The sequence below is a fragment of the Variovorax sp. GW821-FHT09D05 genome (assembly GCF_059416325.1).
Genome location: NZ_JBWKOZ010000008.1, coordinates 103,824 through 128,886, shown reverse-complemented (window position 1 = coordinate 128,886; position 25,063 = coordinate 103,824). Strand labels below are relative to the sequence as shown.

Below are 25,063 nucleotides of genomic sequence, written 5' to 3'. Positions count from 1 at the left end.
CCATGGCCTTTCCCCTCATCACCGACCCGCATTTCTATGCGGTCGCTATTCCCGCCGTGCTGCTGCTCGGCATCAGCAAGAGCGGTTTCGGCGCGGGCTTCGGTTCGCTCGCGGTGCCGATGATGGCGCTGGCCGTCACGGTGCCGCAGGCAGCCGCCATCCTGATGCCGCTGTTGCTGCTTATGGACGTGCTGGGCCTGGCGGCGTTCCGGCGCGACTTCGATCGCTCGCTGCTGAAGTTTCTGATTCCGTTCGGGCTGCTGGGCACGGTGATCGGCACGCTGCTGTTTCGCATGCTGTCGGCGCACACGGTGGCGGGCATCGTCGGTGTGTTCACGTTGCTGTTTCTGGCGCAGCGCCTGCTGCTTCCACCCAAGCCCAATGACCCGCTGCCTTCGCGCGGCGTGGGCGCGGTGCTGACCACGGTGTCGGGCTTCACCAGCTTCATCGCGCATGCGGGTGGGCCGCCCATCAATGCCTATGTGATTCCGCTGCGGCTCACGCCGGTGGTCTTCACCGCAACGATGGCCTACTTCTTCTTCGTGGTGAATCTCAGCAAGTGGATTCCCTACGCGTGGCTCGGCCTGCTCGACTTTCGCACGCTGGCCACGTCGCTGGTGCTGATGCCGCTCGCGCCCCTCGGCGTGTGGGTCGGCGTCCGCATCGCTCGGCGCATCGATGCGACCTGGTTCTATCGCTTCGTGTACCTGGGCATGTTGCTCACGGGCCTGAAGCTCGTCTATGACGGCTTCCTGGCCTGAGCGTGTCGGGCGAGGTCAGAGTTCGACGATGCTCTTGAAGCCGCCGAAGATCATCCGCTTCGCATCGAACGGCATGGTCTTCGGGTCCATTGCCGCGATGCGCGGGTCGGCCATGACCTTCGCGTTCACCGTGTCGCGGTGCTTGCGCGACTTGTAGACGATCCACGAGAAGGCCACGGTCTCGTCGGTCTTCAGCTTCACGCTTTGCGGAAACGAGGTCAGCTTGCCGGGCTTCACGTCGTCGGCAATGCACTCCACGTATTCGATCGCGCCGTATTCCATCCAGACCTTGCCGGCCTTGCGCGCCAGCTTGCGGTAGGCCTCGACGTTGGCGGTGGGAATGGCGACGATGAAGCCGTCTACATAACGAGCCATGGGTGTTCTCCTGAATAAAGAGTGGAACCGTTGAAGAAAGAAAACCGGCGGTTGCATGGCGTGTTGCCGCTCACGATGCCGCCGTCTCCCGGGGTGCTCCTTTTCCGTCAGCCTTTTCGTTGTTCTCCATTTGCCCAGGCATGACGGTGCGAAGCAGCAAGGCCCCGATCAAACCCGCCGCCGCCGCGAACACGGCACCGACGAGAAACGCAAGGTTGTAGCCACCGGTGAGGGCCAGCGGCATCTGCGCGCCGGCCGCTTCCATCGATGCGCTGCGCGCTGCCGCGGCGCTGGCCAGCACGGCCAGGCCCAGCGCGCCGCCCATCATGAAAGAGGTGTTGACCACGCCCGAGGCCAGGCCCGAATCGGACGGGCTCACCTCGCTCATGGCCGCCAGCAGCACCGGGTTGAAGGCCATGCCCGCGCCAAGGCCGAGCAGCATCATCCCGGGCAGCACGTCGGTCACGAAGCTGCCGTTGACCGGCGCTCGCGCGAACAGCGCCAGCCCGATGGCCGCGAGCCAGAGCCCGGCGGCCAGCGGCTTGCGAATGCCGAAGCGCATCACGATCTTGGCCGACAGGCCGAGCGAGAACACCGCCATGATCACGTTAGCCGGCAGGAAGGCCAGCCCGATCTGCATGGGCGTGTAGTTCAGCACCAGCTGCATGTACAGCGCCGAGATGAAGAACCACGCGAACATTGCCGCGGCCCACAGCACGCCGACCACGTTGGAGACCGACACGCTGCGCAGCTTGAACAGGCCCAGCGGCATCAGCGGATGCTGCACGCGCGACTCGATGCCGATGAAGATGGCCAGCAGCACCACGGCCGCGCCGAGCAGGCTCACCGTTTGCGTGGAGCCCCAGCCGGCCTCGTTGCCGTTGACCACGCCGTACACCGCGAGCATCAGCGACAGCGTGACGGTGATGGCGCCTGCAACGTCGAGCTTCTCGCCATGCGCATGGCCGCGCGCGCTGGGCAGCAGCGCCACGCACAGCGCGTACACGGCCACGCCGATTGGCAGGTTCACCAGGAAGATCCAGTGCCAGCTCAGCGTGCTCGTCAGCAGGCCGCCCAGCAGCACGCCGATGCTGCCGCCGCCCGCGCACACGAAGCCGTACACGCCCATGGCTTTTGCGCGGTCGGCCGGTTCGGTGAAGAGATTCATGATGAGCGAGAGCGACACGGCAGAGACCACTGCGCCGCCCAGGCCCTGCACCGCGCGCGCCGCCACCAGCAGGCCCTGCGAGGTCGAGACCCCGCAGGCCAGCGATGCCAGCGTGAACAGCACCAGGCCCGCGAGGAACACGCGGCGGTGGCCGTACAGGTCGCCGAGCCTGCCGCCCAGCAGCAGGAAACCGCCGAAGGTCAGCATGTAGGCGTTCACCACCCAGACCAGCGAGGTCTCGGTGAAGCCCAGGTCGGTACGGATCGAGGGCAGCGCCACATTCACGATGGTGGTGTCGAGCACGATCATCAGAACGCCGAGGCACAGCACCATCAATGCGAGCCAGCGCTTTCGGCTGTCGAGTTGGTTGGTCATGGGAAGTGCAATTCCTGTAGAGCGATGGGAGGAAGGGTCAGACCAGAGGCTTCCCGCCGTTGATCAGCCACGGCGTGCCGAAGCGGTCGGTCACCATGCCGAAGCCTTCGACCCAGAAGGTCTTCTCGAAGGGCATGGAGACCGTGCCGCCGTCGGCAAAGGCGTCGAACACGCGGCGTGCTTCGGCGACGGTATCGAGCGTCAGCGCGACGCCGAAGCCCTTCATGCCTTCGTACGGCTGGCCGGGCATGGAGTCGGAGGCCATGAGCATGCCGTCGCCGTAGGCCAGGGAGGCATGCATGATGCGCTTCTTCGCCTCGGGCGGGAACTGCTCGGTGTCGGGTGCTTCGCCGATGGTCATCATCATCTGCATGGTGCCGCCGAGCGTCTTCTCGTAGAAGCGCATGGCCTCTGCTGCATTGCCGTCGAACGTGAGGTAGGCGTGAATGGGGGACATGAGGTTTCCTTGTGGGGTTACTTTTCGGTGGCCGTCTTGAGATTGGCAAGGCCTGCTTCGAAGTCCTTGCCGATCATCTGGTCCATGTTGAAGAAGATGCCCATGAGCTTTGCAACGTAAGGGCTGGGGCCATGCATGGCCCAGGTGACCTGCGTCGCGTTGCCCTGGGGCTGCAGTGTGAATTCGGCCGTGTTGTGGCCTTCGAAGGGCTTGATGAAGTCGAGCTTGATCGCGACCTTCGACGAAGGCGTCGACTCCACGATCTCCATGCTCCCGGCGCCCGCCTTGTCGTTGCCCTCCCAGGCGTAGGTTGCGCCCTTGCCGCTCGCCGTGCCGCCGAAGGTGCGCTTCATGGCGGGGTCGAGCTTCTCGTAGGGCGACCATGCGCTCCAGCGGTGGAAGTCGTCGATCAGCGGAAAGATCTTGTCGGCCGGCGCGTCGATGCGCGCAGTGCGTTCCACGCGGAAGGTGTCGGGCCGGGTGGCGGCGAAGATCAGCAGTGCGGCGATCGCGAGCACGATGACGAGGGCGATTTTCTTGAGCATGTCGGGAGCTTTTTCGGAAGATGGATTGGAGCGTGCGGGGAATCAGGTGGGGTGCGCGACGACCAGCAGCCAGCCCACGCCGAAGCGGTCGGTCAGCATGCCGAAGTTCGAGGTGAAGAAGGTCGGCATCAGCGGCTGCATGACCTGGCCGCCTTCGGCGAGTGCGTTGAACCACTTGACGACTTCGGTGTCGGTGTTGGCGGTGAGCGCGAGCATGATGCCCTCGAACTTCGCCTGTCCCGAGCAGCGGCCATCGGAGGCCATCAGCTCGGTGTCGCCGATGCGGAACACGGCGTGCATCACCTTGTTTGCATCGGGCGTGCCGCCGGCGCAACCGGCTTCGGCGTTCTCTGAAGGGGCTCCTGCAGGCGCTTCGCTGTAGCGCATGAGCTGCACGACCTCGGCGCCTAGCGCCTTCTTGTAGAAGCCGAGCGCTTCGTCGCAGCGGCCTTCGAACGAGAGGTAAGACTGGACTTTCATGGCGATTCCTTTGGATTGAAGAGGTGACTCGGAGGCCCCCGGTGTCATGGGCCGCAAACAATCGGATTACTTTGTGTACACCGTCCACAAAGAATAACAGGGATAATGGACAGTGTCCACATGGAATTGCAATGAAGCTCAACAACGCCCCCGACAGCCTGCCGCCCGCCCGCAGCACTTATCGCCACGGCGACCTGCGCCGGGCGCTGCTGGACGCGGGCATTGAACTGGCGCGCGACGGCGGCCCCGGCGCGGTGGTGCTGCGCGAGGCCACGCGGCGCGCGGGCGTGGTGCCCAACGCGGCGTACCGGCACTTCGGCAGCCGGCAGGAGCTGTTGCTCGCGGTGCGCGAGGCGGCCCTCGCCGCGGCGGCGACCGCGATGGAAAAGGAGCTGGCGGTGCTGCCCTGCGACCAGCCGCCGGCAGACTTCGCACGGGCGCAGGTGCGCGCCGTCGGCACCGCCTATCTGCGCTTCGCGCAGGCCGAGCCGGGTTTGTTCCGCACGGCCTTCGTGATCTCCGACGAGGGCAGCGGCGAACTCGGCCCGGGCAAGGCGGGCGCCGGTGGACTGGACCCGTTCCAGCTGCTGGGCAAGGCCATCGACCGGCTGGTGGATGCCGGCGTGCTCGACCCGGCGCGGCGCCCGAATGCCGAATACCTCGCGTGGAGCGCGGTGCACGGGCTGGCGCTGCTCATCATCGACGGGCCGCTGCGCGAGATGCCGGCCGAGGCTGCCCACAGCCTTGGCCAGCAATTGATCGATATGGTCGAGCGGGGCCTCTGAGCCCCCTTCAAAACGCTAGAAATAGATCTTCTGCAGCAGCCGGATCAGCGTCTCGCGCTCCCGCGCAGTGAGCTTGGCGCTGGCATCGGCTTCGAGCTGGATCACGGTCTGCTCGGCCTCGCGGACCAGCGCCTCGCCAGCCGCCGTGAGATGCAGCCCGACGGCGCGGCCGTCATGCGGGTGGGGGCGGCGTTCGATCAGGCCCCGGCTGTCCAGCGTGGCCACCAGGCTCACGAGATTCGGCGGAAGAATGTCCAGCGCGTTGCACAGTTGCCGCGACGTGGCGCCCGGGTTGTGCGCCAGCAGCGACAGCACCGAAAAGTCGATCTGCTTCAGCCCGTAGGGCGCCATGCGCTCCGCGAAGAAGGCGCTGACGATCAGCCACGCTCGGCGCGCGTTGTAGCCGACCAGGGTTTCGAGCATGCGTGCGTCGAGCCGGTCCTGCTTGCCTTGCGGCACTACGGCCTGCTCGCCTTTCGCGGGGGCGGATTTCGGGGAGGGTGGCATGGCCCGAGCGTAACCGCGAGTGGATGCATGCGAGCGATTCGAGTGGCTAGTTGGCGACACCCGGGGGCGTCGCGGCATGGTGGCTCAGGGCCACCGTCTCGCAGGCCCGCTTGACGATGCCAAGCCGCATTTCGAACTCGGGCAGCACCCAGCGGCGAAAGGCGGCCGCCGCCCGGGCCTTGTCAGCGTCTTGAGGCGCCACTGCCTCGATGCGCGCCCAGGCCCACGCCATCATCGCGAGCATCGTCACGCGCAGGTAGTCGTCGGCCACCTCGTAGGGCAGCACCGGGTTGGCATGCGCCGCCATCGCGACGGTGGTGCCCAGGTAGCGCAGCTGCGCCAGCCGGCGCTGCACGTCGGCATCGGCCTCGCGCGAGGCGTCGAGCGTGTCGCGCAGTTCGAGCAGCACGGCCGACATGCCCACGCCGCCGTCGGGCAACACTTTGCGCACCAGCAGGTCGATGGCCTGGATCTCGTTGGTGCCCTCGTAGATCATGGTCACGCGCGCGTCGCGCACGATCTGTTCGATGCCCCACTCGCGCACGTAGCCGTGGCCGCCGAACACCTGCAGGCATTCGCTCGCGCCGTGAAAGGCCTGGTGCGTGCACGCGGCCTTCAGCACCGGCGTGACGAACGAACACCAGCGCTGCGCTTGCTCGCGTGCCTTCGGGTCGGCGTCGTGCGCGGCGACGTCGAGCATCAGCGCACTGCGGTAGGCGAGGGTGCGCGCACCGTCGATCCATGCGCGCTGCGTATCGAGAATGCGGCGCACGGCCGGGTGTTCGGCGATCAGGTCGGCCGGCTCGCTGCCGCGGCTGGCGGGCACGGGGCCGGGGGCTCGCATCTGGCGGCGCTCGGCGGCATAGGCGTCGGCCTTCTGCCAGGCGGCATCGAGCAGGCCGATGCCTTGCAGCGCCACGTGCAGGCGCGCCGAATTCATCATCACGAACATCGCAGCCAGGCCGCGGCCGGGCTCGCCGACCAGCCAGCCGGTGGCGTCGTCGAAGCGCATCGTGCAGGTGGGGCTGCCGTGCAGGCCCATCTTTTCTTCCATGCGTTCGCAGTGCACCGCGTTGCGTGTGCCGTCGGGCAGCAGCTTGGGTACCAGCACCAGCGACAGGCCCTTGGGGCCGGCCGGCGCATCGGGCAGGCGACACAGCACGAGGTGCACGATGTTCGGCGTCAGGTCGTGTTCGCCGCCGGAAATGAAGATCTTGCCGCCGTTCACCCGCAGGCTGCCGTCGGCCTGCCCCACCTGCGGTGTGGCGCGCGTGCGCACCTGCCCCAGGTCGCTGCCCGCATGGGCTTCGGTGAGGCACATGGTGGCGAGCCACTCGCCGGTCGCGATCTTCTGCAGATAGCGCTGCTTCAGCTCCTCGCTGCCGTGGTGCTTGAGGCAGGCGTACGCGCCATGCAGCAGGCCGGGCGCCATCGTGAGGCCATGGTTGGCGGCGGCCAGCCATTCGTAGAGCACCGCTTCGAGCACCGCGGGCAGGCCCTGGCCGCCGTCTTCCGTCGCGGCCGACAGCGCAGGCCAGCCGCCGTCGACGAAGGCCTGGTACGCCTCGCGAAAGCCCGGCGGCGAGACGACTTCGCCGTCGACAAAGCGGCAGCCGATCTCGTCGCCGCCACGGTTGATGGGTGCCACCACCTCGCCGACGAAGCGGCCTGCCTCTTCGAGCACTTGCGACTGCAGGGCCTCGTCGACTTCGGCAAAAGGCGCGAGCGTCGCCAGGCGCGCGGGCGCGTCGAGCACGGCATTGAGCAGGAAGCTGACGTCTTCGGGGCGGGGCTGGTAATCCATCGGGGGCTCGGTAACTCGGTATCAAGGCGTCGGGAGCTTGCACGCGAAGCTGCTCGCGCGTTCGGTATCGCCGCCGGTGTAGGTTGCGACTTGCGGGTAGGGGCACAGCGGCCGCGTGCGTTGCGCCGACCAGTTGGCCGGCACCTCGGCGTTGGGCATCGGCGTGCCCGCACCGCGCGCCGAGGCGGTAACCGATGCGGGCGCCTTGCCCTGCTCGACCCAGTCGACCAGCGCGCTCAGCATGTCGAACTGATCGGTGGCCGGGCCGCCCGCGCAGTGGTTCATGCCGGGCACCGGGAAGTAGCGTGCGAACGACGAGGCATCGCCGCCATTCGCGGCCTGCACACGGTCGTACCAGGCCTGCGTGTCGTCGGACGAGAACACCGGGTCGCTGGTGCCGTGGTAGACGATCATCCGGCCTCCGCGGTTGCGCAACGCGCCCAGGTTGGCCGCGTCGGGCGGCGTCATGAACGACAGGGCCGATTCGCGGAACACGCCATCGGTGGCCGCGATGCGCGGTGCGTCGCGGTCCATGTCGAAGCCCAGCGCAAAGGGAAGGCCCTGCGGCCGGTCGGCCAGTGGCGGCGTGCTGAAGATGAAGCCCACGGCACCCGCGTCGCGCGTCGGCGGGCTCGCGAACTTCCACTCACGCCAGTTGGCGCCGCTCACGCCCGCGTCGAACGGGAAGCTGCTGTAGATCGGCTGGCCCGCGCTGTTGCGCGCGCCCTTGAACACGTCGGCGAGCGCCTTCTTCTGCGGCGCGCTGAGGCACATGCCGTCACGCGTACCCGCCGCGCAGGTGGGCACCGCCGTCTGGATGTCGAAGCGCGTCTTGCAGGCATTGACGTTCGACACGATGCCGTCGGCCAGGCCGTCGAGCGCGTCGCAGCGCTGCAGCACCTTGTCGGCCACCAGCTTCAGCTCGGCCGGCGTGAACGCGCTCTGCAGGTCGGGCTGGCCGGCGGGTGTCTTCGCGCTGGCCACCGCCGCGTATTGCTGCGCGCCGTAGAGCTGCGCGACTGCCGCCTTCGGCAGGTTGAAGCCGGGGTCGCCCGCGAGGATGCCGTCGTACTGGTCGGCCGAGCGCACTGCAGCCACCATTGCATGCCGCCCGCCGTTGGAGCAGCCACCGAAGTAGGAGCGGTCGGGTCCGCGGCCATAGGCCTTGGCGATCAGGTTCTTGGCCATCGGCGTGAGCTGCGAAACGGCGTTGTAGCCGTAGTCGAGCCGCGCCTGCGGGTCGAGCCCGAAGCGCGGGCCCATCGAACCCGCGTGGCCGGCGTCGGAACTGATGACGGCAAAGCCCATCTGCAGCGCGCTGCTGCGCGGGCCGCCACCGCCGATGCCGCCGAGCGCCGGCACCACGACGCCGTCGAGCCCGCCGTTGGCCTGGTAGAAGAAGCGGCCGTTCCACGCAACGGGCAGCCGCATCTCGAAGCCGATGGCATAGCGCTGGTTGTCGACGGGGCTCGTGCGCTCGTTCATGTGGCCCTGCACGAGGCAGTGCGCGGGCGCGCTCATGGCCACGCCGCCGACCGTGACGGTGCCGGCCGGTACGTCAGTGACCGAGGTGTAGACCGTGCCCGGCAGCGCGGCGCGGGCGGCAAGGTCGGTGCAGGCCTGGAGCGTGCCGGGCCGCGCGGCTGCCAGCGGCGCATGCGGTGCTGCATTCGATGCCGCGGGCCGGCCCGCGCAGGCCGCGAGCAACGCGGCAACGCCGAGCGCGGTTGCGCACAGGCCGAGGTGGACGTGGCTCTGTCGGGTCATCAAGTTGTCTCCTTGCCGCGCATGCCGCGGCGTTCTTTTCTTCTCGTCAGGCGGCTTTTCTTGCCGCGCCCAGGTAGGTGTCGATCACGCGCGAATCGACCGCAAGTTCTTGCGCCTTGCCTTCCAGGCTCACGCTGCCCATCTCGAGCACGTAGCCGTGGTCCGCCACTTCGAGCGCGGCGCGCGCGTTCTGCTCCACCAGCAGGATCGTCACGCCCGTGGCGCGCAGCGCATCGACCGTGCGGAAGATCTCCTGCACCACCAGCGGCGCCAGGCCCAGGCTGGGCTCATCGAGCATCAGCAGCGTGGGGCGCGACATCAGCGCGCGGCCCACTGCCAGCATCTGCCGCTCGCCGCCCGACAGCGTGCCGGCCAGTTGGGCGCGGCGCTCTTTCAGGCGCGGGAACAGCGTGTAGACCTCGTCGATGCGGTCGCGCCACTGCCTGTTGCGCAGCCGCACCTGGCGGAATGCGCCGAGCACGAGGTTGTCTTCCACCGGCATGGTGCCGAATAGCTCGCGCTTCTCGGGTACCAGCGCAATGCCGAGCATCACGCGTTCCTCGAGCGACAGCGCTGAGATCGGCTGGCCCTTGAACTCGATGACGCCCTTGGCGGGCAGCACGCCCATCAGCGCATTGAGCAGGGTGGACTTGCCGGCCCCGTTCGGGCCGATGACGGTGACGACGCTGCCCTGGTCGGCCTGCAGGTCGATGCCGTGCAGCACTTCGGCGCGGCCGTAGCCGGCGTGCAGGTCGCGGATGCGGAGCAAGGGGGTCGTCATGTCAATGCTCCGTGCCCAGGTACGCGGCGCGCACCTTGTCGCTGTTCTGCACCTCGGCGGGCGTGCCCTCCATCAGGTGCGTGCCGAATTCCATCACCACGATGTGGTCGCAGATGTCCATCACCAGTCCCATGTCGTGCTCGACCAGCAGGATGCTCATGCCTTCGCCGCGCAGTTGCCGCAGCACCTTGCCCAGCGCTTCCTTTTCCTTGTGGCGCAGGCCGGCCGCGGGCTCGTCGAGCAGCAGCAGGGCCGGGTCGGCGCACAGTGCGCGTGCAATCTCAAGCAGGCGCTGCTGGCCCATCGCGAGGTTGCCCGCGAGTTCGTGCAGCAAGGCGCCCATGCCCACGCGCTGCAGTTGGCGCTCGGCCTCGCGGAACAGCGCGCGCTCTTCGGCGCGGTCGATGCGCAGCATGGCTGCAATGGCGCCCTTGCGCCCGCGCAGGTGCGCGCCCAGCGCCACGTTCTCCAGCACCGTCATGTCCGCCACCATCTTCACGTGCTGGAAGGTGCGCGACACGCCGCGCTGCGCGATCTGCCGTGCGCCGAGCCCGCCGATGGCCTCGCCGCGGAAGCGCACGGCACCGCCCGAGAGGCCGAGCACGCCGGTCACCAGGTTGAAGGTGGTCGACTTGCCCGCGCCGTTCGGCCCGATCAGGCCGACGATCTGGCCGGCGCGCGTCTGGAAGCTGATGTCGTTCACGGCCACCAGCCCGCCGAAGGTCTTGCGGATGGCCTGCACGTCGAGCACGACTTCGCCGGCTGCCGGCTTGGCGCGCGCGGGCAGGTCCTTCGCGCCTTGCCAGTCGACGCTGCGGCGAGGACGCGGCAGCCGCCGGTCGATGAATGCCCAGAGCCCTTCGGGCAGGTACTTGAGCACCAGCACGATCATGATGCCGAACACGATCAGCTCGTAGCTGCCGGCCGTGCCGATCAGCTTGGGCAGCAGCACCTGCAGCTGGTCTTCGAGCAGCTTGACCACGCCCGAGCCAGCGATGGCGCCCCACACATGGGCCGCGCCGCCGAGCACCGCCATGAACAGGTACTCGATGCCCATCTTCAGCCCGAAGGGCGAGGGGTTCACCGTGCGCTGGAAGTGAGCGAACAGCCAGCCCGAGATCGACGCGAGCATGGCCGCCAGCACGAAGATGCCGATCTTGAAGCGCAGCGTGTTCACGCCCATGGCCTCGGCCATCTGCGAGCCGCCCGCCAGCGAGCGGATGGCGCGGCCGCTGCGCGAGTCGAGCAGGCGAATCACCGCGAACGCGGCAAGCAGCGCGAAGATCCACACCACCGCATAGAACATGCGCTGCTGCCCGACCTCGAAGCCGAACACGGTGAGGCCCTTCACGCCCAGGATGCCGTCGTACTTGCCGAGGGCGTCGAGGTTGCCCATGAGGTAGTACAGCGACAGCGCCCAAGCGATGGTGGCCAGCGGCAGGTAGTGGCCCGACATGCGCAGCGTGATGGCGCCGATGATCGCAGCGCTGAGGCCAGTGAGCGCAAGCCCGATGAAGAGCGTGACCCACGGCGAGAGGCCGGTGTTCACCGTGAGGTAGGCGGTGGTGTACGCACCGATGCCCACGAAGGCCGCCTGCCCGAAGGAGGTGAGGCCGCCCACGCCGGTGAGCAGCACCAGGCCGAGCACGGGCAGCGTGTAGATGCCGATGTAGTTGAGCTGGATGATCCAGAAGTCGGGCAGCGGCAACAGCGGCAGCGCGATCAGCACCAGGATCAGCGCGAGCGGGCCCCAGGTGCGCAGCGCGCTCTTGTCGGGCACGCGGGCCGAAGATGGGTTCAGGAGCGCTTCCATTTTCAGTTGTCCATTGCGCTGTGCGCGACCCACGGCCCATGAGACCGGCGCGGCCAAGGCGCGGAACACCGCGGAACCGGCTCTGCCGGGCCGCTGGTGTTGCCCCCGGTGAGGGGGAAGGAGAAGCGACACGAAGTGCGCGAAGCCTGGGGGAGTTTCATTTCAATGCTCCTCGTCCGAATGGCCGCTGGTCAGCGAGCGCCACAGCAATACCGGCAGGATGATGGTGAACACGATCACTTCCTTGAACGAGCTGGCCCAGAACGAGCCGAAGGCCTCGATGACGCCCACAGCCAGTGCGCCAAGCAACGCCCCTGGATAGCTGGCGAGACCGCCGATCACACCAGCCACGAAGCCCTTCAGGCCGATGAGAAAACCCGAGTCGTAGAACACCGTGGTGGTCGGCCCGATCAGCAGCCCCGAGAGGGCGCCGATCAGCGCCGCCATCGCGAAGGTGAGCTGCCCGGCCGCCTGCGTCGAGATGCCCATCAGCCGAGCGCCCAGCCGGTTCACCGCCGTGGCCCGCAGCGCCTTGCCGTACAGGCTGCGCTCGAAGAACAGCCACAGCAGCACGATCAGCGCGGCCGACACGCCGAAGATGATCAGCGCCTGCCCGCTCACGTTGAGCGGCCCGAGCGCCATGCGCTCGTCCCAGAACGGCGGATTGCGAAAGCCCTCCGCGCCGAAGAACAGCAGGCCCAGCCCGGTCATCGCAAAGTGCACGCCCACCGAGACGATCAGCAGCACCAGCGAACTCGCGCCAGCCAGCGACTGATACGCCACGCGATACACCAGGGGCCCGAAGGCCGTGACGATGAACACCGTGAGCAGGGCCTGCACGCCGATCGGCAGGTTGCGCGGGCCGGCCCAGGCCGACACCGCGCAAATGATGGCGGGGAGGGCGAATGTGCGCAGCGCCGCCTTCAGCCCGCTCGCCGCGCTGCCGCTGTGGCGCCAGGTGGTGGCCAGGTCCATCAGCGCGGCAACGCCGGCCAATATGAGCAGCAGCCACACCGTGCCCGGCGTCTTGCCGGTCTGGAAGATCGCCAGCGTCAGCGCGCCGTACGCCACGAATTCGCCCTGTGGGATGAAGATGACGCGGGTCACCGTGAAGACGAGCACGATGCCCATGCCCAGCAGGGCATAGATCGCGCCATTGGTGAGTCCGTCCAGCGTCAGGATGCTGGCGATTGAAAGATCCATGGCGTGCGGTCGTGGCGAAGGATTACTGTTCGACCTTGAAGGCGCCGTTCACCACCTTGAGCATCACGCCGGTCTCGGTCGTGTAGCCCCAGTGGTCCTGCGCCGTCCAGTTGAGCACGCCGTGCGCGAGCACCGTACGGCCCATGCTTTCGAGCGCGTCGCGCAGCGCGGCGCGGAACTCCGGCGTGCCGGGCTTGGCCTTCTTGAGCGCGACCGGCACGGCCTTCTCGAGCACAGTGAGCGCGTCGGCCGAATGGCCGGCGAACTGGTTGCGCGAGCCGGGGCCGTAGACCTTTTCGTAGCCCTGCACGAAGGCGACCGCGGCGGCCTTCGACGGGTGGCTGTCGGGCAGTTGCTCCGCCACGGTGGCGGGGCCCGACACCACGAAGGTGCCCTCGGCGTCCTTGCCGGCGGTGCGCATCAGGTCTTGCGTGGCGGCGGCGTGCGTCTGGTAGACCTTGCCTTTGTAGCCGCGCTCCATCACTGCTTTTTGCGGCATGCCGGCGCCGCTGCCCGAGGCCACGATCAGGATCGCATCCGGGTTGGCTGACGTGAGCTTCAGCACCTGGCCGGTCACGCTGGTGTCGGCGCGCGCGAAGCGCTCGGTGGCGACGATCTTGATACCGTTCTTGGCGGCCTCGGCGGTCAGCGCCTTCAGCCACAGCTCGCCGTAGGCGTCGGTGTAGCCGAGGAAGCCGACCGTCTTCACGTTCTGCTTCTTCATGTGCGCGACCACTGCGAAAGCCATCACGTCATTCGACTGCGGCAGGCGGAAGAACCACTTGTCCTTGCCCGGCGGCAGGCCGGCGGGCGCGGTGGAGATCTGCGGCGTGCCCGCTTCGGCCGTCACGTCGGCCATCGGGATGGCGACCGGCGTGGCGCTGGAGCCGACGATGACGTCGGCCTTGTCTTCGGTGACGAGGCGCTGCGCGTCTTTCACGCCGGTGGTCGGGTCGGTGGCATCGTCGAGCACGACGACCTTCAGCGTTTCGCCCGCGATGGTCTTGGGCCAGATCATGATGCCGTTCTTCACCGGAATACCCAGGCCCGAGGCGGGGCCCGTGAGCGGCTGCACCACGCCGATGGTGATGTCGGCATGGGCCATGCCGATCATGCCGGTGGCCATGAGCGCCAGCACGGCGGCGAGGGTGGTCTTCTTGAAGGTCATCGATGTCTCCTGATACGTTGTGAGGCGAGAACTTGGGAACGCGAAAAGGTGCGGCTCAGCGCGGCGCCATGCGCAGTGCGCCGTCGAGGCGGATCACCTCGCCATTGAGGTGGCCGTTGGTGACGATGTGGCAGGCCAGCTCGGCGAATTCCGAGGGCTTGCCCAGGCGCGGGGGGAAGGGAATGGATGCGGCCAGTGAATGTTGCACCGCCTCGGGTAGTTCCAGCAGCAACGGCGTGGCGAACAGGCCCGGTGCCACGGTGCACACGCGAATGGCGTGCTGCGCAAGGTCGCGCGCCATCGGCAGCGTCATGCCGACCAGGCCGCCTTTGGAGGCGCTGTAGGCCTGCTGGCCCACCTGGCCGTCGAAGGCGGCGACCGAGGCGGTGAAGAGCATCACGCCCTTTTCGCCGTTGTCGAGCGCATCGAGCTTGGCGCAGCGCGCGGCGAAAAGGCGCGCCATGTTGTAGCCGCCGATCAGGTTGATGTTGACCACGCGCACGAAGTCTTCGAGCGGCGCGGGGTTGCCGTCCTTGCCGACGATGCGCTTGGCGCTGCCGATGCCGGCCACGTTCATCAGGATGCGCGCGGTGCCGTGCGCGGCCTCGGCCTTGTCGAGTGCGGCATTCACGCTGTCGGTGTCGGTGATGTCGCAGACGCAGGCGACGCCGCCGATCTCCGCTGCGACTTTCTCTGCCAGCGCGGCATTGCGGTCGAGCACGGCGACCTTGGCGCCCAGGCGTGCGAGTTCGCGCGCGGTGGCTTCGCCGAGGCCCGATGCGCCGCCGGTGACGAGGGCGGCTTGTCCTTCGATCTTCATTCTTGTGTCTCCTGGATGGGGTTAGCGGGGCTTGACGGTGAAGGGCAGGGTGCCGTCGTGCATTGCATCGGCCAGCGCGGCGCGGTGCTTGAGCACGGAGCGCTGGTTGATGGAGCCCTTGTCGGTCACTTCGCCTTTGTCGATGGACGGCGGCTCGGCCATCAGGTGCAGCCGTGCGATGCGGTTGGCACTGCCGGTGGCGCTCGCGGCCAGCGTGTCGGCGACCTGCTGGAAGTGCGCCTGCACCGGTGCGCTCTCGAGCACCTGCTGCATGGTGGCGTCGGGGGCCAGGCCGGCGAGCTGTCGCACCTTCTGCGTAGGGAAGATCAGCGCGCCGACTTCCTTCAGGTTGATGCCGGTCAGCACCGCGTCCTGCACGTATGGCGCGCCGGCCGCGATGATCTTTGCGCGCATCGGGCCCACGCTCACGAAGGTTCCGGTGGCGAGCTTGAAGTCTTCGGCGATGCGGCCGTCGAAGCGCAGGCCGCGGTGGATGTTGCCGTCGTCTATCCACTTCACGGCGTCGCCGGTGGAGAAGAAGCCTTCGTCGTCGAAGGCCTCGGCCGTGGCATCGGGCGCGCGCCAGTAGCCGGGCGTGATGTTGGGGCCGCGGTAGCGCACCTCGGTCTTGCCGTCGACGTCGATCAGCTTGAGCTCGATGCCGGGTGCCGGCAGGCCCACGTCGCCCGACTTCACGTCGGGGCCGGTCACGTAGAGCGCGAAGGGGCCCGATTCGGTCATGCCGAGGCCGGTGCCCATGACGATGCGCTCGCCGACTTCCGACTCCTGCGTCTTGTGCAGGCTGTCCCACACGGGCTGCGACAGCGCGGCGCCCGAGTAGAAGAACATCTTCACGCGCGACAGCAGGTTGCGGCGCAGCACCGCGTCGGTTTCCATGGCGTGCGCGATGGCCTCGAAGCCGGTGGGCACGTTGAAGTAGATGGTGGGCGCGATCTCGCGCAGGTTGCGCAGCGTCTCGGCCATGCCGCCGGGCGTGGGCTTGCCGTCGTCGACGTAGAGCGTGCCGCCGTTGTCCAGCACGATGCCCACGTTGTGGTTGCCGCCGAAGGTGTGGTTCCAGGGTAGCCAGTCGACCAGCACCGGCGGCTCTTCACCCAGCGCTGGAATCGACTGGCGCAGTTGCTGCTGGTTGGCGCACCACATGCGGTGCGTGTTGATCACCGCCTTGGGCATCTTGGTGGATCCCGAGGTGAAGAGGAACTTGGTGATGGTGTCGGGGCCGGTCGACTGCATGGCCGCGTCGATGGCCGGCGTGGCGGGGGTCGAGGCCAGTGCGTCGAGCGAGGTGGTGGCGCGGCCTTCGAGCTGGCCTTCTGCAATGACGACTTCGGTTTCGGCGGGAACGACGGCTGCGATGGCGCGGCCGTAGCGCGCGGCATCGGTGGCGAACACGAGGCCCGGCGTCAGCGTGTCGAACACGTGGCGCAGCTTCTCGAAGCCCTGGCTCACGAGCGAGTAGGGCGGCGACACGGGGCAGTAGGGCACGCCGGCGTAGAGGCAACCGAGTGCGAGCAGCGCGTGATCGATGCCGTTCTCGCTGAGGATGGCCACAGGGCGCTCGGCATTCAGGCCGCGGTTCAACAGGGCTTGTCCGATACCGCGGGCCTTCTGCAGCGCCTCCGCGTAGCTCACGCGGATCCAGTCGCCGGTGCTGCCGTCGGCCAGCCGTTCGCGGCGGGCGATGAAGGTGCGATCGGGTGTGGTCTCGGCCCAGTGCGCGAGGCGGTCGGTCATGCGCTCGCGGTAGGTTTCGAGCTGCGTCTCGGCGGTCAGGTACTGCGTGCCCGGTGCGCCGTCGCGCAGCACGGCGCGCGTCACGCCGAAGGCCAGGGGGCGGTATCGGATGGCGGTCATGTCTTGCTCACCTTCGCGCCCCGGCCTTCGAGGAAGTCGCGCACGCGTTCCTTGGCTTCGGGGGCGGCCTGTGCGATGCCGGCCATCAGCGCTTCGGTGAAGAAGCCGTGGTCGGCCGACTGTTCTGCAATGCGCGGCAGTGCGTGCATCAGCGCGTAGTTGGTCAGCGGCGCGTTGGTGGCGATGCGCTTGGCGAGTTCGAAGGCCTTGTCGAAGGCCGTGCCTTCGTCGACCAGGTACTGCGCGAAGTTGGCGCGCTCGCCGTCCTCGGCGTTGTAGACGCGGCCGGTCATCATCATGTCGGTCATGCGAGCCACGCCGATCAGCTTGGGAATGCGCACCGAGCCGCCGCCGCCCACGAAGATGCCGCGCGAGCCTTCGGGCAATGCGTAGAAGGTGCTGCGATCGGCCACGCGGATGTGGCAGGCGCTGGCCAGTTCGAGCCCGCCGCCGACCACCGCGCCGTGCAGCGCCGCTACTACCGGCACCGGGCCATGCTGGATGAGATCGAGCGCCGCGTGCCACATGCGCGAGTGCTGCAGGCCCTGGCCGGCGTCGCGCTCTTTCAGCTCGCTCAGGTCGAGGCCGGCGCAGAAATGCGGGCCTTCGCCGTCGATCACCGCGGCGCGCACCGTGGAAGGCAATTTCTCGAAGGTGTCGCGTAGCGCGAGGATCAGGCCGTCGGACAACGCGTTGCGCTTGGTGCCGCGCGTCAGGCGAACGATGGCGACTTCGTCGCGGAGCTCGATGTGAAGGTCTGGATTGGTCATGATGGTGTTCGGGGTTGCGTTGGATTATGGTTATGAGAAATAATCAATTCAAGGCATTTGGACCTGCCCAATGCTAGGGACTTACCCGTACTGGAGACAAACACATGGACCACCAGAACCTGATCGCGATCGACATCCACACCCACGCCGAGGTGAGCTGCTGGAACCCTTTCGACAACTACGGCGAGGAATACGACCGCGCCGCCGACAAGTACTTCGGCTCCAGCGGCCGGCCCACCATTGCGGAGAGCGTGGCGTACTACCGTGAAAGAAAGATCGGCCTGGTGATGTTCATGGTCGACGCCGAATCGAACATGGGCCGCCGCCGCATCCCGAACGAGGAGATCGCCGAGGCCGCGCAGAAGAACAGCGACATCATGATCGCCTTCGGCAGCGTCGATCCGCACAAGGGAAAGATGGGCGCACGCGAGGCGCGCCGGCTCATCGAAGAGCACGGCGTGAAGGGCTTCAAGTTTCACCCGACGGTGCAGGGCTACCACCCCTACGACAAGATGGCATGGCCCATCTACGAAGTGATTGCCGAGTACGGCCTGCCGGCCATCTTCCACACCGGCCACAGCGGCATCGGCTCGGGCATGCGCTGCGGCGGCGGGCTGCGGCTCGAATACAGCAACCCGATGCACCTGGACGACGTGGCCATCGACTTCCCCGACATGCAGATCGTGATGGCGCACCCCAGCTTTCCCTGGCAGGACGAGGCGCTGAGCGTGGCCACGCACAAGCCCAACGTGTGGATCGACCTGTCGGGCTGGAGCCCCAAGTACTTTCCGAAGCAGCTGGTGCAGTACGCCAACACGCTGCTGAAGGACCGCATCCTGTTCGGCAGCGACTACCCGCTGATCACGCCCGACCGCTGGATGCGTGACTTCGAGGCGGCGGGGTTCAAGCCCGAGGTGATGCCGGGCATCCTGAAGGGCAATGCGGTCAGGCTGCTGAAGCTGGCGGCCTGACCGGCCCGCTACGCGTCCGCTTCTTCCTTCGGCGCGGTTTCCTCGCCGTCCAGCCGGTCCCAGTCGCGCCCCGAGCGGCGCTGCCGCTCCTCGCGCTCGCGCGCCATCTGCTCCTCGAACTGCTGCCGGCCCGCCTTGTTGGCGGCGATCAGCTTGGCGCGGTCCTTGTAGTGAGGATAGATCTCGTCGCTGAGCTTGATGTTCCGGCGGCGAAAGCGCATGGTCGATTCGCGCGCCTCGTGCGCCGGCCAGCCCAGCGCTTCGAGCGTCGCACGGGCGCTGCGCAGCGACGATTCGAACACCTCGCGCTCGACCTCCGTCACGCCGCGGTCGCGCAGCTGGAACAGGTGCGTCACGTTGCGCGCCCGCGCGATGATGCGGGCCTGCGGAAAGTTCTCCTTCACGAGATCGACGATTTCCAGCGACTGCTCGATGTCGTCCACCGCCACCACGATGGCCTTGGCCGTGCCGGCGCCTGCGGTGCGCAGCAGGTCGAGCCGGGTGGCGTCGCCGTAGAACACGCGAAAGCCGAACTGGCGCAGGCCTTCGACGGTGTCGGCGTCGTGGTCGAGCACCGTCACGCGCAGGCCCTGCGACATCAGCATGCGCCCGACGATCTGGCCGTAGCGGCCGAAGCCGCAGATCAGCACCTTGGCGTCCTGCTGCTCCGAAATTTCTTCGAGCTGCGGGCCCTGGTTGCGGCTGTAGCGCGGCAGCACGAACTTGTCGAGCAGCACCAGCAGCAGCGGCGACAGCAGCATCGACAGCGCCACTGCGCCGATCAGCAGCGATGTGATCTCGGGCGGCAGCACATCGGGCCCCGCGGCCTGGAACACCACGAATGCGAACTCGCCGCCCTGCGCGAGCAGCAGCGTGAACACGGGCCGCTCCTGGTAGGCGATGCCCATCGCCTTGGCGAGCGAATAGATCACCACCAGCTTGATGACCATGAAGCCGACCACCAGCATCGCCATGACCCACGGGCTCGCGATCAGCACGCCGAAGTTGATCGACATGCCCACGGCAATGAAGAACAGGCCCAGCAGCAGGCCCTTGAAGGGCTCGATGTCGGTTTCGAGCTCGCGCCGGTATTCGCTTTCTGCCAGCAGCACGCCGGCGAGAAAGGCGCCGAGCGCCATCGACAGGCCCACCAACTGCATCAGCGCCGCGATGGCCACCACCAGCAAGAGGGCGGCGGCGGTGAAGATCTCGGGCGTGTCGCTGCGCGCGATCCAGCGCAGGATAGGGCGCAGCAGCAGCCGGCCGCCGAGGATGATGCCGCCGATCACGCCGAGGATCTTCGCGGCTTCCAGCGCCCGCTCCAGCCCGGTGATCGACTGCTCGGCCGCGGTGGCGCCGGCAAGCAGCGGCAGCAGCGCGAGGATGGGGATGGCCGCCACGTCCTGGAACAGCAGGATCGAGAAGCCGGCCTGCCCGCTGGGCGTCTTCAGCAGGTTGCGTTCGCCGAACACCTGCAGCGCGATGGCGGTGGACGACAGCGCCAGGCCCAGCGCGGCCACCAGTGCCACGCGCCATTCGGCGCCCACGGCCCAGCCCACGGCGAACAGCACCACGGCGCAGCTCAGCACCTGCGCTGCGCCCCAGCCGAAGATGGGACGGCGCAGGCTCCACAGGCGCTTGGGTTCGAGTTCGAGGCCCACGAGAAACAGCATCAGCACCACGCCGAACTCGGCGAAATGCAGCACGTCCTCGACGCTGGACACGAGCCCCAGTCCCCAGGGGCCGATGGCTATGCCGGCCACGAGGTAGCCGATGATCGAGCCGAGGCCCAGGGCCTTCGAAAGCGGCACCACCAGCACGGCGGCGCCAAGATAGATAAGGCTGCTGGTCAGCCAGGCGGGTGCGTGTTCCATGCTCAGGCCGCCTTCTTGCCGTGGTTGTCTGCGGAGGCGTTCGCAAGGCCGTGGGTCACGGCGGCATGGAAGGCGCTGGCCGCCGCCTTGTCGAGCTCATCGACCTCGGCCGGCCGGTCGCTCTCGGGCACGGGGCAGGCCACGCAGGCGTCGATCTCCTCGATCTCGGGCCAGTCGGGGTAGCTGCCCAGGCGCTGGGCGAAGGTTTCGACGTGCGACTTCACATCCGCCTCGCTGGCGCTGCGCGCGCCGTAGAAGATCAGCGGCGGCAGAAAGCGCATGCCGCACAGCGCGGCGGTCTGCTCGTAGGGCGGCAGGAAGGCGTCGAAGAAATAGCGGTGGTAGTTCTGCGGGTGGTAGCTCGCTTCGGGGCTGCCCGTGGTGGCGACCAGCCAGAGGTCCTTGCCCTGCAGGGCCGTGCCGCCGGGACCATAGGCCCAGCCGTAGCTGAGCACGTCGTCGACCCAGAGCTTCTGCAGCGCGGGCATCGAGTACCACTGGATCGGGTGCACCAGCACCACGAGGCTGGCCTGGGCGAGCCGGGCCTGCTCGGCCTCGACGTCGATGGCGAAGTCGGGGTAGCTGCCGTAGAGGTCGTTCACGTCGACGCCGGGCACGGCGCGCGCGGCGGCGAGCATGCGGCGGTTGACTCGGGAGTCGCGCCAGTGCGGGTGCGCCGCCAGCACGTAGATGCCGCTGGAATTGCCGCCGGAGCTGTCGGCGGGATTTCCCATGGATGTTGTTGTCGTCATCCCGCGAACATATCTCAGTCGGGGCCGATGCGTCGGGCAAAAACGCGCCAGCGACTACCATTCCAGCTGTCCCAGTTCTGGAGGAGAGCTTTATGCCGGTGGTTCTGGTCGCCAATCCCAAGGGTGGGGTCGGCAAGTCGACGATCGCGACGAATGTTGCGGGCTATTTCGCAAGCCGTGGTCATGCCGTGATGCTGGGCGACGTGGATCGCCAGCAGTCTTCGCGGCTCTGGCTGGGCCTGCGCCCGCCGCTGGCCCGGCCCATCGCCACTTGGGAGGCTACGGGCGAGAGCACGGTGGTGCGGCCGCCGCGCGGCACCACGCACGCGGTGCTCGACACGCCGGCCGGCCTGCACGGCTGGCGCTTCAAGGAGGTGCTGGCACTGGCCGACCGCGTGATCGTGCCGCTGCAGCCGAGCATCTTCGACATCTACGCGACACGCGATTTCCTCGACCGGCTGCAGGAGAACCGCCGCGCCGAGAAAACGAAGATCGGCCTCGTCGGCATGCGCGTGAACGCCCGCACGCTGGCGGCCGACCGGCTCCACGAGTTCATCGCCGGGCTCGGCGTGCCGGTGATCGGCGAGCTGCGCGACACGCAAAACTACGTGCAGCTCGCGGCGCGCGGGCTCACGCTGTTCGACATCGCTCCCGGCCGTGTGCAGCGCGACCTGGAGCAGTGGCAGCCGATCTGCGAATGGCTCGACGCCTGAGCCGCCAGCCTGCTCCCGGTTTTCCCTGAGCCCGGTTGTCGCCCGCCCGACAGCCGTGCGGGGGCCCCAGACGCCAGAATGCCTCGCATGACAAAAAAGACATTCCAGACCCTTCAGGATCTCGCTGCCTGCGTCGGCCAGGAAGTCGCCGTGAGCGACTGGATCACCATCACGCAGGAGCAGGTCAACCAGTTCGCCGAGGCGACGGGTGACCACCAGTGGATCCATGTCGACATCGAGCGAGCCAAGGCCGGCCCCTTCGGCGGGCCGATTGCCCACGGTTTCCTGACGCTGTCGCTGCTGCCGCGCTTCTACGAAACGGCACTCGACGTGGTCGAGTCGCGCATGGGCGTGAACTACGGCTTGAACAAGGTGCGCTTCATGTCGCCGGTGCCGGTGGGCAAGCGCCTGCGGGCTCGCATGAAGCTGCTGACCTCAGAGGCGATTGCCAACGATGGCTTCCAGATGACCTGGGAAACCACCATCGAACTCGAAGGCGCGGCCAAGCCGGCCTGCGTGGCCGAGTCGGTGGTGCGCCGCTACCGCTGAGAAAGCGGCAGCCTTCCCTCTTTCTTTTTACATCCGGCGGTCGGTCACTTCGCCGTAGGCCGCGGCGCCCTGGCGGGTGATGCTCCGCGCGTTGGCGCGCACCGCGTTGCGGTCGACGTTGCCGCTCCTGGCCTGCTGCACGCCGGTGCCGCCGTTGCTGATCTGCAGCGGCTGGCGCGCTTCGGCCTGCACTTGCGCGCGCGACAGCGTCGACTGGAAAGGCGCGGGCGGCAGCGGGTTCTGTTCACCCTGGAAGGCCTGGGCGCTGCTGGCGAGGGCGAGCGTGGCGAAGGCGGAAAAGGCAATCGACTTGATGGCATTCATGGCAAGACTCCTTGGGGCAAGGCGGTGGATGGACCAGATGCCGGGTCGCTTCGCGGCCGGCATGTCTTCCATACGGCGCGTCTTGCCGATCGGATGTGCCCCTGATGTTCGAAGGGGCGACCGCTTCAGCCGAAGCCGTTCTGCCGCCAGGCCTCGAACACCGTCACGGCCACTGCATTCGAGAGGTTCAGGCTGCGCTGTCCTTCGCGCATCGGCAGCCGCAAGCGCTGCGGCTCGGCGAAGCTGTCGCGCACGGCGGGCGGCAGGCCGCTGGTCTCCGAGCCGAACACCAGCCAGTCGCCGGGCTGGAAGCGCACGTCGTGCACGGCCCGCGTGCCGCGCGTGGTGAGGGCGAACATGCGATCGGCGGCAGGCCGCTCGGCGGCGAGCAGGGCCTGCCAGTCGGCATGGCGCTTGACCTCGGCGTACTCGTGATAGTCGAGCCCGGCGCGGCGCAGCAGGCGGTCGTCCATCGAAAAGCCCAGCGGCTCGACCAGGTGCAGCGTGCAGCCGGTGTTGGCTGCGAGCCGGATCACGTTGCCGGTGTTCGGCGGGATTTCGGGGTGGACCAGGACGATATGGAACATGCGCCCATTGTCGGCGCGCCGCATCGAAGGCTCAGCGCGGCGGATCGGTCCGGGCCAGCACGACGGCGGTGATGTGGGCCGCGCCAGCCAGCCGCAGCACCTCGGCGGCCGTGAACAGCGAGGCGCCGCTGGTCATCACGTCGTCGACCAGCACGAGGCGCCGGCCGCGCAGCTTTTCGGCGCGCAGCGGCTCCACCGCGAAGGCGCCGCGCAGGTTGCGTAATCGGTCGGCGCGCGAAAGGCCGCTCTGGGCGGGCGTCTCGCGGGTGCGCAGGAGCAGGGTGGCGTCAGTCTTGGAAGGTGCCAGCCGCCGTGCCAGTTCGTGCGCCTGGTTGAAGCCGCGTTCGCGCAGCCGGCCGGGTGCCAGCGGCATCGGCAGCACGACGTCGCAGGCCTCCAGAGCCGGCTCTACCCAGGGCGCGCTGCGCAGCAGCGTGGCGAACGGCCCGGCCCAGCCGGCCTCGCCACGGAACTTGAAGGCTGCGATGGCGTCCGGCCACGGCCACGCGTAGGTGCAGGCCGCGAGGCAGGCGTCCAGCGGCGGCGGGTGCTTCACGCAATCGCCGCAGCGGCTCACGCCCTCGGGCACGGGCAGGGCGCAGCTGCCGCATCGCGTGGTGGGCGGTGCGAAGCGGGCCACGCAGGCATCGCACACCGGGCGCGAAGGCCAGGCGCGGCAAACCGCGCACTGGCTGGGCAGCCGTGCAAGCAGCGAAGTGAAGGCCCCGAGAGGCCTGAAAGGCAGGAAAGGCCACAGGGCCCGATGGCTGAGCATTGCCTCAATATACTCACGGCCCCATGGCCACCGACCCCTCACGACGACCGCCGACCATCGATGCCACGGCGGCGGCCCGCTGGCGCCGGCTTGCGCCTGCCGACGGCTCCCCCTGGCTGCACGAGGAAATCGGCCGCCGCATGGAAGACCGGCTGCAATGGATCAAGGCCCAGCCCCGCACCTGGGCTGACTGGGCGCCGCTGCGCAGCGGCCTCGAGACGCACGAGCTCGTCGCCCGCCGCTACAAGGACGCCGCTTCTTTCGTGATCGAACCGGAGCCCGCGCTGGCCGCCGCAACCGGCCAGGCGCTGAGCGCGCCGTGGTGGAGCGCGCGCCGCTGGCAAGCCGGCAAGGCGCGCTTCGACGTACCGCCCGAAGACGGTGTCGACCTGCTTTGGGCCAACATGTCGCTGCACATGGCGGCCGACCCTGAAGCGCTCATTTCGCACTGGCACAAGCTGGTGGCGACAGACGGCTTTCTCATGTTCTCCTGCCTCGGGCCCGATACGGTGCGCGAGCTGCGCGCGCTGCATGCCCGCCTCGGCTGGCCGGCCGCGGGTCATGAGTTCACCGACATGCACGACTGGGGCGACATGCTGGTGCACGCCGGCTTCGCCGAACCCGTGATGGACATGGAGCGCATCGTGCTGACCTGGGCCACGCCCGAAGCGGCGCTGGCCGAGCTGCGCACGCTGGGCCGCAACCTGCACCCGTCGCGCTTTGCGGCGCTGCGCGGCAAGGCCTGGCACCAGTCACTGAAGAAGGCGCTGCCCGAACTCGCGCCGGCCGAAGAAGGCGGCGGGCGCATCGCGCTGACCTTCGAAGTTATCTACGGCCACGCGTTCAAGCCGGCGCCGCGCGTGTCGTTGTCGGCCGAAAGCGCGGTGTCGCTGCGCGAGATGCGCTCGATGCTGCAACGGGGTCGTCCAGGCGCTTGATCGCCCGTTCGATCATCTGTTGATCGTGCGGCAAAAACGCCTGGCGCACGAGCCGTTTTTTGCCTACTAGTAGTGACCCGTAGGCGTCCCACAGGGCACTCGGGCGCAGATATCTACCCGCTACAA

26 protein-coding genes are annotated in these 25,063 nt (G+C 68.0%); 6 read left to right on the top strand and 20 right to left on the bottom strand.

Features of this window, described 5'->3' with window-relative positions; all coding sequences use genetic code 11:
- The first annotated feature begins 2 nt into the window (after positions 1-2).
- Positions 3-761, top strand: a complete 759-nt coding sequence (locus AC07O3_RS22150; RefSeq protein ID WP_495340349.1) for a sulfite exporter TauE/SafE family protein — start codon at positions 3-5, stop codon at positions 759-761.
- A 15-nt stretch (positions 762-776) separates the two neighbouring features.
- Here the strand turns inward: AC07O3_RS22150 and AC07O3_RS22145 are convergent, their stop codons facing one another.
- The 5 genes from AC07O3_RS22145 to AC07O3_RS22125 all read right to left on the bottom strand — a co-directional run bounded on the left by AC07O3_RS22145 (position 777) and on the right by AC07O3_RS22125 (position 4,161).
- Positions 777-1,136, bottom strand: coding sequence for a DUF1428 domain-containing protein (locus AC07O3_RS22145; RefSeq protein ID WP_093057602.1), 360 nt, complete (start codon positions 1,134-1,136; stop codon positions 777-779).
- Between the two features lie 70 nt (positions 1,137-1,206).
- Positions 1,207-2,679 carry a DHA2 family efflux MFS transporter permease subunit gene (locus AC07O3_RS22140; RefSeq protein WP_093079568.1) on the bottom strand — a complete coding sequence of 491 codons (1,473 nt, stop codon included), beginning with the start codon at positions 2,677-2,679 and terminating at the stop codon, positions 1,207-1,209.
- A gap of 37 nt (positions 2,680-2,716) precedes the next feature.
- Positions 2,717-3,136, bottom strand: coding sequence for a VOC family protein (locus tag AC07O3_RS22135; RefSeq protein WP_495340348.1), 420 nt, complete (start codon positions 3,134-3,136; stop codon positions 2,717-2,719).
- A 17-nt stretch (positions 3,137-3,153) separates the two neighbouring features.
- Positions 3,154-3,681, bottom strand: coding sequence for an SRPBCC family protein (locus AC07O3_RS22130; RefSeq protein WP_093177530.1), 528 nt, complete (start codon positions 3,679-3,681; stop codon positions 3,154-3,156).
- Between the two features lie 42 nt (positions 3,682-3,723).
- A complete protein-coding gene (locus tag AC07O3_RS22125; RefSeq protein WP_093177531.1) occupies positions 3,724-4,161 on the bottom strand; it encodes a VOC family protein in 438 nt (145 codons plus the stop codon).
- 131 nt (positions 4,162-4,292) lie between these two features.
- Here AC07O3_RS22125 and AC07O3_RS22120 point away from each other — a divergent pair, with 131 nt between their 5' ends.
- Entirely contained in the window at positions 4,293-4,946 is a 654-nt protein-coding gene (locus AC07O3_RS22120) for a TetR/AcrR family transcriptional regulator (protein WP_426390373.1), read from the top strand.
- A 15-nt stretch (positions 4,947-4,961) separates the two neighbouring features.
- Here the strand turns inward: AC07O3_RS22120 and AC07O3_RS22115 are convergent, their stop codons facing one another.
- The 10 genes from AC07O3_RS22115 to AC07O3_RS22070 form a co-directional block, all read right to left on the bottom strand.
- A complete protein-coding gene (locus AC07O3_RS22115; protein ID WP_093079558.1) occupies positions 4,962-5,453 on the bottom strand; it encodes a MarR family winged helix-turn-helix transcriptional regulator in 492 nt (163 codons plus the stop codon).
- A 46-nt stretch (positions 5,454-5,499) separates the two neighbouring features.
- Positions 5,500-7,257 carry an acyl-CoA dehydrogenase family protein gene (locus tag AC07O3_RS22110; protein ID WP_495340347.1) on the bottom strand — a complete coding sequence of 586 codons (1,758 nt, stop codon included), beginning with the start codon at positions 7,255-7,257 and terminating at the stop codon, positions 5,500-5,502.
- A gap of 21 nt (positions 7,258-7,278) precedes the next feature.
- Positions 7,279-9,024 carry a tannase/feruloyl esterase family alpha/beta hydrolase gene (locus tag AC07O3_RS22105; RefSeq protein WP_495340346.1) on the bottom strand — a complete coding sequence of 582 codons (1,746 nt, stop codon included), beginning with the start codon at positions 9,022-9,024 and terminating at the stop codon, positions 7,279-7,281.
- Positions 9,025-9,070: 46 nt separating this feature from the next.
- Positions 9,071-9,805: an ABC transporter ATP-binding protein gene (locus AC07O3_RS22100; RefSeq protein WP_093057611.1), complete on the bottom strand. Its 735-nt coding sequence runs from the start codon at positions 9,803-9,805 to the stop codon at positions 9,071-9,073.
- A 1-nt stretch (position 9,806) separates the two neighbouring features.
- A complete protein-coding gene (locus AC07O3_RS22095; RefSeq protein WP_495340345.1) occupies positions 9,807-11,618 on the bottom strand; it encodes a branched-chain amino acid ABC transporter ATP-binding protein/permease in 1,812 nt (603 codons plus the stop codon).
- A 162-nt stretch (positions 11,619-11,780) separates the two neighbouring features.
- Positions 11,781-12,821 (bottom strand): branched-chain amino acid ABC transporter permease, encoded by a 1,041-nt coding sequence (locus tag AC07O3_RS22090; RefSeq protein ID WP_093079547.1) that lies wholly within the window; start codon positions 12,819-12,821, stop codon positions 11,781-11,783.
- Positions 12,822-12,843: 22 nt separating this feature from the next.
- Positions 12,844-13,989 (bottom strand): ABC transporter substrate-binding protein, encoded by a 1,146-nt coding sequence (locus AC07O3_RS22085; protein WP_495340344.1) that lies wholly within the window; start codon positions 13,987-13,989, stop codon positions 12,844-12,846.
- A 55-nt stretch (positions 13,990-14,044) separates the two neighbouring features.
- Positions 14,045-14,809: an SDR family NAD(P)-dependent oxidoreductase gene (locus tag AC07O3_RS22080; RefSeq protein WP_093057615.1), complete on the bottom strand. Its 765-nt coding sequence runs from the start codon at positions 14,807-14,809 to the stop codon at positions 14,045-14,047.
- 21 nt (positions 14,810-14,830) lie between these two features.
- Complete coding sequence (locus tag AC07O3_RS22075) at positions 14,831-16,684, bottom strand: feruloyl-CoA synthase (RefSeq protein ID WP_495340343.1); 1,854 nt, start codon at positions 16,682-16,684, stop codon at positions 14,831-14,833.
- Positions 16,681-17,454 carry a crotonase/enoyl-CoA hydratase family protein gene (locus AC07O3_RS22070; protein ID WP_093057617.1) on the bottom strand — a complete coding sequence of 258 codons (774 nt, stop codon included), beginning with the start codon at positions 17,452-17,454 and terminating at the stop codon, positions 16,681-16,683. The genes AC07O3_RS22075 and AC07O3_RS22070 overlap by 4 nt, the downstream gene beginning before the upstream one ends.
- Before the next feature lie 104 nt (positions 17,455-17,558).
- On the opposite strand from AC07O3_RS22070, the gene AC07O3_RS22065 reads away from it, so the two are divergent.
- Positions 17,559-18,425 carry an amidohydrolase family protein gene (locus tag AC07O3_RS22065; protein WP_093079537.1) on the top strand — a complete coding sequence of 289 codons (867 nt, stop codon included), beginning with the start codon at positions 17,559-17,561 and terminating at the stop codon, positions 18,423-18,425.
- Between the two features lie 8 nt (positions 18,426-18,433).
- On the opposite strand, the gene kefC is transcribed toward AC07O3_RS22065, so the two are convergent.
- Both kefC and kefF read right to left on the bottom strand, forming a co-directional pair.
- Positions 18,434-20,299 carry a glutathione-regulated potassium-efflux system protein KefC gene (gene kefC, locus AC07O3_RS22060; RefSeq protein ID WP_093057619.1) on the bottom strand — a complete coding sequence of 622 codons (1,866 nt, stop codon included), beginning with the start codon at positions 20,297-20,299 and terminating at the stop codon, positions 18,434-18,436.
- A 2-nt stretch (positions 20,300-20,301) separates the two neighbouring features.
- A complete protein-coding gene (kefF, locus tag AC07O3_RS22055; RefSeq protein WP_307617067.1) occupies positions 20,302-21,051 on the bottom strand; it encodes a glutathione-regulated potassium-efflux system oxidoreductase KefF in 750 nt (249 codons plus the stop codon).
- Positions 21,052-21,143: 92 nt separating this feature from the next.
- Here kefF and AC07O3_RS22050 point away from each other — a divergent pair, with 92 nt between their 5' ends.
- Together AC07O3_RS22050 and AC07O3_RS22045 are read left to right on the top strand one after the other, a co-directional pair.
- Positions 21,144-21,764 (top strand): ParA family protein, encoded by a 621-nt coding sequence (locus AC07O3_RS22050; RefSeq protein WP_093177544.1) that lies wholly within the window; start codon positions 21,144-21,146, stop codon positions 21,762-21,764.
- Between the two features lie 78 nt (positions 21,765-21,842).
- Positions 21,843-22,313 (top strand): MaoC family dehydratase, encoded by a 471-nt coding sequence (locus AC07O3_RS22045; RefSeq protein ID WP_093057622.1) that lies wholly within the window; start codon positions 21,843-21,845, stop codon positions 22,311-22,313.
- Between the two features lie 27 nt (positions 22,314-22,340).
- On the opposite strand, the gene AC07O3_RS22040 is transcribed toward AC07O3_RS22045, so the two are convergent.
- The 3 genes from AC07O3_RS22040 to AC07O3_RS22030 form a co-directional block, all read right to left on the bottom strand.
- Positions 22,341-22,637 (bottom strand): DUF4148 domain-containing protein, encoded by a 297-nt coding sequence (locus AC07O3_RS22040; protein ID WP_093057623.1) that lies wholly within the window; start codon positions 22,635-22,637, stop codon positions 22,341-22,343.
- A gap of 125 nt (positions 22,638-22,762) precedes the next feature.
- Positions 22,763-23,224, bottom strand: a complete 462-nt coding sequence (gene trmL, locus AC07O3_RS22035) for a tRNA (uridine(34)/cytosine(34)/5-carboxymethylaminomethyluridine(34)-2'-O)-methyltransferase TrmL (protein ID WP_307617069.1) — start codon at positions 23,222-23,224, stop codon at positions 22,763-22,765.
- Between the two features lie 31 nt (positions 23,225-23,255).
- The gene (locus AC07O3_RS22030) at positions 23,256-23,999 is read right to left on the bottom strand and encodes a phosphoribosyltransferase family protein (protein WP_495340342.1); all 744 of its coding nucleotides are present in this window, start codon (positions 23,997-23,999) and stop codon (positions 23,256-23,258) included.
- Positions 24,000-24,022: 23 nt separating this feature from the next.
- Here AC07O3_RS22030 and AC07O3_RS22025 point away from each other — a divergent pair, with 23 nt between their 5' ends.
- The gene (locus AC07O3_RS22025) at positions 24,023-24,937 is read left to right on the top strand and encodes a class I SAM-dependent methyltransferase (RefSeq protein WP_495340341.1); all 915 of its coding nucleotides are present in this window, start codon (positions 24,023-24,025) and stop codon (positions 24,935-24,937) included.
- Positions 24,938-25,063: the final 126 nt, after the last annotated feature.